The sequence below is a fragment of the Craterilacuibacter sp. genome, assembly GCF_051659485.1.
Classification (GTDB): Bacteria; Pseudomonadota; Gammaproteobacteria; order Burkholderiales; family Chromobacteriaceae; genus Craterilacuibacter.
Map to the genome: position 1 here is coordinate 1 of NZ_JBOFOO010000283.1, position 6395 is coordinate 6395.

Annotated in this window: 3 protein-coding genes and 1 riboswitch; of the genes, 1 reads left to right on the plus strand and 2 read right to left on the minus strand. The window is 63.3% G+C overall.

What is annotated here, in order from left to right; all coding sequences use genetic code 11:
* Both ACRC1E_RS09950 and thiC read right to left on the minus strand, forming a co-directional pair.
* Window positions 1-803: FAD-dependent oxidoreductase (locus ACRC1E_RS09950; protein ID WP_438514941.1), on the minus strand; the 803-nt coding region annotated here is incomplete at its 3' end.
* A gap of 3 nt (window positions 804-806) precedes the next feature.
* The gene (gene thiC / locus ACRC1E_RS09955; protein WP_438514942.1) at window positions 807-2675 is read right to left on the minus strand and encodes a phosphomethylpyrimidine synthase ThiC; all 1869 of its coding nucleotides are present in this window, start codon (window positions 2673-2675) and stop codon (window positions 807-809) included.
* A 123-nt stretch (window positions 2676-2798) separates the two neighbouring features.
* Window positions 2799-2907: riboswitch (TPP riboswitch) on the minus strand.
* Window positions 2908-3366: 459 nt separating this feature from the next.
* Here thiC and ACRC1E_RS09960 point away from each other — a divergent pair.
* Complete coding sequence (locus tag ACRC1E_RS09960; protein WP_438514943.1) at window positions 3367-6210, plus strand: ribonucleoside-diphosphate reductase subunit alpha; 2844 nt, start codon at window positions 3367-3369, stop codon at window positions 6208-6210.
* Window positions 6211-6395: the final 185 nt, after the last annotated feature.

The following is a 6395-nucleotide window of genomic DNA, read 5'->3' on the forward strand; positions in this document are numbered from 1 at the left end:
TCGCTGGCGCCCACCACCACCACATCGCCCGGGCGCGGCACCAGATACACACGGTGACGCGGGTGCATCAGGCGTAGCGGCCGCCCAAGGCGCACGCCGGGCGCGTGCAGCCATAGCATTTCACCGCGCACACCGCGTAGCGGCAGCGCATCCGTAGCGCCCAGGCCACGGGCGTCGATCACCCAGTCAAACGCATGCCCGGTACCATCGGCTAGCGTGAGCCTGCCCGGCGAAAGTTGGCTGACGCGCGAGCCCCAGCGCCAGACAGCCTCGCTTGCCGCCACCAGCGCCGGCAGCAGCGCATAGGGGAACACCTGCCCTTCTGCGGCCAGCAGCCACCCTCGCAGGCCCGGTGCCAGCTCGGGCTCCAGTACGCCAAGCTCGGCGGCCGTCAGCGCCTGTGGCGCAGCCAGTTCCGCCGCCAGTTGTGGCGCGAGCTCAAGCCTGGCAAGCACACGCGCAGCCGCGCCCGCGTCCGGCGGGTGCGCCAGCAGCAAAGAGCCGGCACAGCGCAGATAAGTGTCCGGCCGCGTCCCCAGCCTTGCCGCCAGCGCAGCGGATAGCACTCGCCACAAGGGCAGCGAGCGCGCCCCCAGCTGCGCGATTGCGGGCGGCGCATGCTCCAGCTCGGCCAAGGGGCTGAGCATCCCCGCTGCCGTAAAACCGGCGGCACCGGCTCCGTCACCCACAGGCGACGGGCCGCTGGCGGGGTCGAATACCGTGACCTGATGCCCGCGCGCGGCCAGCTGGTAGGCCAGCAGCCGGCCGGCAACACCGGCGCCGGCAATACCTAGCTTCGCCATGGCTCAGGCCTTTGCGATCGGCACATACAGCTGGCGCCCGGCATCGGCATAACGCTGCGACTCGCCTTCCATGCCGCGCGCCAGCGCTTCTTCATCGCTGACCCCCAGCGTGGCGGCGTAGTCGCGCACTTCCTGCGTGATCTTCATCGAGCAGAACTTTGGCCCGCACATACTGCAAAAGTGCGCGGTCTTGGCGCCTTCGGCCGGCAAAGTGGCGTCGTGGTAAGCGCGCGCGGTGTCCGGGTCCAGCGCCAGCGCAAACTGGTCTTCCCAGCGGAACTCGAAGCGCGCGCGGCTCATCGCATCGTCGTGGGCACGCGCCCCGGGGTGGCCCTTGGCTACATCGGCTGCGTGGGCGGCGATACGGTAGGCGATCAGGCCCTGCTTCACGTCATCGCGATCGGGCAGGCCCAGATGCTCCTTGGGCGTCACATAGCACAGCATGGACGTGCCCATCCAGCCTATCATCGCCGCGCCGATACTGGAGGCGATATGGTCGTAACCGGGCGAGACGTCTATCGTCAGCGGCCCCAGCGTATAGAACGGCGCCTCGGCACAGGCGGCCAGCTGCTCGTCCATATTGGCCTGAATCATATGCATGGGCACATGGCCCGGGCCTTCGATCAGGGTCTGCACATCGTGCTTCCACGCCACCTGCGTCAGCTCGCCCAAGGTGCGCAACTCGGCAAACTGCGCCGCGTCATTGGCATCGGCCAGCGAGCCGGGGCGCAGGCCGTCGCCCAGCGAGAAGGTCACGTCATAGGCCTTCATGATGTCGCAGATGTCTTCGAAATGGGTGTAGAGAAAATTTTCGCGGTGATGGGAAATGCACCATTTGGCGAGGATGGCGCCGCCACGCGAGACAATGCCGGTACGCCGGTGCGCTGTCAGCGGCACATAGGCGAGCCTGAGTCCTGCGTGGATGGTGAAGTAGTCGACGCCCTGCTCGGCCTGTTCGATCAGGGTATCGCGGAAGATGTCCCAGCTCAGGTCCTCGGCGATGCCGCCGACCTTCTCCAGCGCCTGATAGATGGGTACGGTACCGATAGGCACCGGCGAATTGCGCACGATCCAGTCGCGCGTGGTGTGGATATGGCGGCCGGTGGACAGATCCATCACCGTGTCCGCGCCCCATCGCGTCGACCACACCAGCTTTTCCACTTCTTCCTCGATGCCGGAGGTGACCGCCGAATTGCCGATATTGGCGTTGATCTTGACCTTAAAGGCGCGCCCTATTGCCATCGGCTCCAGCTCGGGGTGGTTGATATTGGCCGGAATCACCGCCCGCCCGCGTGCAACTTCATCGCGCACCATCTCGGGCGTGATCTCGCGCGCCATGGCAAAGCCCATACCGTTACCGGCCAGACGCGCCTCGCGCTCGGGGTCGCCCAGATATTCGCGCATCCACTCGCGCTTGCCGTTTTCGCGAATCGCCACGTACTCCATCTCGGGGGTGACGATGCCACGGCGCGCGTAATGCATCTGGGTGACGTTGGCACCAGCCCGGGCGCGCTGCGGCGTGCGCTGCAAACCGGCGGAAAGCTCACGCAGGCGCAGCAAGGACGCTTCGTCACGCGAACCGTCATCACGCGCATCGGCGATACGCCCGGGGTAAGCCTCGGTGTCAGCACGGGCGGTGATCCACGGTGTACGCATGGCGGCGAGGCCACGGCGCACATCAAGGGCCGCTGCCGGGTCGGTGTAGGGGCCGGAGGTATCGTACAGGGCGATATTTTCGCCGTTGGAGAGCGCGATTTCACGCAGCGGCACGCGGATATCGGGCTGGCTGCCGGCGATATAGTGCTTGCTGGAGGCAGGTAGCGGCTCGCAGGTGGCGGCGAGCATGGCGGCAAAGCGGTCGGGAGTATTCATTGGGGCCTCGGCTACGTTGTTGTCAACGCTCCGGAGGCAGGCAAAACAACTGTGCAAGAGAAACGCGCCCTCAGGCAGACCGTCACCATCCTCTGCACCGGCAGCACACCTTGAGGGGCGGCCACCAACAGTCATTGCTCTTCTTACGCCGGTATTATCCGGATCAAGTCCATCGGGTTCGGTATTCACCATCTCAGCTGAGCCTTGCGGCCCGGCACCCCGGAGCGAACGCGCATTGTGACCGCATCAAGGCATGCAGGTCAAATATCAGCTACCGGCATCGCGCCCGCCACCGGGCGCAGCCCTTGCCGCTGGCCGTCACACATTCATGATTCTGACGTAGCATTTCCGCCACAGCCCAGCCCTACTATATGTAGTGGCATTGCCGGGGTTAAAACGCTGCATCCTTGTATTTCAAGGCGAGACACCCGCTTGTCGTTTTTCGCGGCGAACCCCGCACTTATTTTTTAAAAGCCGCCAAGCCAGACAGGGTGCGGATCCGGGTATTTTCTGCCCTTGTCAAGACTTGTGATTCTGCTCTTTAGACACTACCATTTGCGCCATATACTAAACAAAGCAGCACATATTGTGTTGGCAGCTGGCTAAAAATAATAGCGCGGCGCCAGCATCCAGCCGCCCGCAGCGGCTAAAAACATTAAAAATCAGCACCAACACGGGATAAAAAACAAAAATGCAGACTTTTGACGGAAAAACCGCCGCCGAGCTGGGCCGCGCCGCCGCACCGCAGGCCGACTACAGCCAGTACAAAACCATACGCCGCAACGGTGCGGTGGTTGCATTCGAACCGGTCAAAATCTCCATTGCCGTCACCAAGGCCTTTCTCGCCGTGATCGGCCAGCAGGGTGTCAGCTCGGCCAGCATACGCAACAAGGTCGCCGAACTGACCGAAACTGCGGTATCGGCCCTGATGCGCCGCAAGCCCGAAGGCGGCGCCATCCATATCGAAGACATTCAGGATCAGGTCGAGCTGGCGCTGATGCGCTTTGGCGAACACGATGTCGCCAGCGCCTATGTGCTCTACCGTCACGAGCGTGCCCGCGAACGGGCGGCACGCGGCGAGGCGCTGCATCAGGTCACCATCAATGTGCTGAAAAAAGACGGCCGCAAATTGCCGCTGGATGTGGCGCGCCTGCGTGCCACCATCGCATCGGCCTGCCAGGAACTGGGCGGCACCGATGTGGACGCCATCCTGTCCGAGACCCTGAAAAATATCTACGACGGCGTATCCGAAGAAGAAGTCAACAAATCGGCGGTACTGGCGGCGCGCGCCATGATCGAGCTGGACCCGGCCTACGACTACGTCACGGCCCGATTGCTGCTGGATCACCTGCGCCTTGAAATTCTGGGCGAAGCCGTCGCGCAAGAAGCGATGGCCGACACCTATCCGCTGTATTTCCCGGTCTTTATCCGGCGCGGCATCGATGCCGAGCTGCTGGACGAACGCCTCGCCCAGTTCGACCTTGCGCGTCTGGGCGCCGCACTGGATGCCAAGCGCGACCTCAAGTTCGGCTATCTCGGGCTGCAGACGCTGGCCGACCGCTACTTCCTGCATCACAACGAGGTACGCATCGAGCTGCCGCAGGCTTTCTTCATGCGTGTGGCGATGGGCCTCGCGCTAAACGAAGTCGAGCGCGAAGCGCGTGCCATCGAGTTCTACCACATTCTGTCCAGCTTCGACTTCATGAGCTCGACGCCGACGCTGTTCAACGCCGGCACCCGCCGCAGCCAGCTATCCAGCTGCTATCTGTCGACCATCCCCGATGATCTGGAAGGCATCTACGACGGCATCAAGGACAACGCGCTGCTGTCCAAGTTTGCTGGTGGTCTGGGCAACGACTGGACGCCAGTGCGCTCCATGGGCGCCCATATCAAGGGCACCAACGGCAAGAGCCAGGGCGTAGTGCCTTTCCTGAAAGTCGTCAACGACAGCGCTGTCGCCGTTAATCAGGGCGGCAAGCGCAAGGGCGCGGTGTGCGCCTATCTGGAAACCTGGCACGCCGATATCGAGGAATTCCTCGAGCTGCGCAAGAACACCGGCGACGACAGACGCCGTACCCACGACATGAACAGTGCCAACTGGATTCCGGACCTGTTCATGAAGCGGGTGATCGAAGGCGGCGAATGGTGCTTGTTCAGCCCGTCCGAAGTGCCGGACCTGCACGATCTGGTTGGCGCCGCTTTCGAAGCACGCTACCGCGAATACGAGGCACTGGGCCGCGCCGGCAAACTGCGCGTATTCAAGAGCCTGCCGGCGCTATCGTTATGGCGCAAGATGCTGACCATGCTGTTTGAAACCGGCCACCCGTGGATCACCTTCAAGGACCCGTGCAATATCCGCAGCCCGCAGCAGCATATGGGCGTGGTGCATAGCTCCAATTTGTGTACTGAAATCACGCTCAACACCAGCGCCGACGAAATCGCCGTGTGCAATCTGGGCTCGGTCAACCTCGCCGCGCACATGAAAGACGGCGCGCTGGATGGCGACAAGCTCAAAGCCACCATACGCACCGCGATGCGCATGCTGGACAACGTGATCGACATCAACTTCTATCCGGTGCAAAAGGCGCGCAACGCCAACCTCAAGCACCGTCCGGTTGGCCTGGGCGTCATGGGCTTTCAGGATTGCCTGCTACAGATGCGCGTGCCTTACGCCAGCAACGCGGCGGTCGAGTTTGCCGACAGCTCGATGGAGCTGGTGGCCTACCACACCTACTGGGCCTCGACCGAGCTTGCCGAAGAGCGCGGCCGCTACCCAAGCTACAAGGGCAGCCTGTGGGATCGCGGCATCCTGCCGCAAGACAGCCTCAGCCTGCTGGCGGCCGAGCGCGGCGGCTATCTGGATGTAGACCGCAGCGAGCGCCTGAACTGGGCACCGCTACGCGAGCGCATCAAGCAAGTCGGCATGCGCAACTCCAACTGCCTCGCCATCGCGCCGACCGCGACCATCTCCAACATCATCGGCGTGTCGCCATGCATCGAGCCGACCTACCAGAACCTGTTCGTCAAATCGAACCTGTCCGGCGAATTCACCGTCACCAACGAATATCTGGTGCGCGACCTCAAGGCCGCCGGCCTGTGGGATGAAGTGATGGTAGCCGACCTCAAGTATTTCGACGGCAGTCTGGGGCGCATCGACCGTGTATCGGCCGAGCTCAAGGCCATCTACGCCACCGCCTTTGAAGTCGATCCGGTATGGCTGGTTGAAGCCGCATCGCGCCGCCAGAAGTGGATAGACCAGGCGCAGAGCCTCAACATCTATATGGCCGGCGCCTCGGGCAAGAAGCTGGACGAGCTGTACAAGCATGCGTGGGTCAAGGGCCTGAAAACCACCTACTACCTGCGCACACTGGCGGCCACCAGCGCCGAAAAATCCACCGGCCGCGGCGGCGAGCTCAATGCCGTTGCCACCGATGGCGGCATCGCCGCCCACCAGCAAGCCCCGCTCGACACCACCCCGGCCACCGATGCCAAGTTTTGCAGCATCGACAACCCGGACTGCGAGGCCTGCCAGTAAAAGCGTGGTGCATGCTGGCGTAGGGGCGTAGGGTGGGTTAGCCGGCGCCAGCCGGCGTAACCCACCAATCAGCGCAGCAAGCTCGCGATGGCGCAAGGGATGGGTTACGGCATTCGCCTGCACCCATCCACAGTTCAGGGATGCCGCAAGGCACCATCGCAATGAGGAGCACACCATGCGCACCC

Bases quoted from the DNA above. Each gene is read 5' to 3' on its own strand.
- thiC (WP_438514942.1), bottom strand. From the start codon at position 2,675: ATGAATACTCCCGACCGCTTTGCCGCCATGCTCGCCGCCACCTGCGAG.
- ACRC1E_RS09960 (WP_438514943.1), top strand. From the start codon at position 3,367: ATGCAGACTTTTGACGGAAAAACCGCCGCCGAGCTGGGCCGCGCCGCC.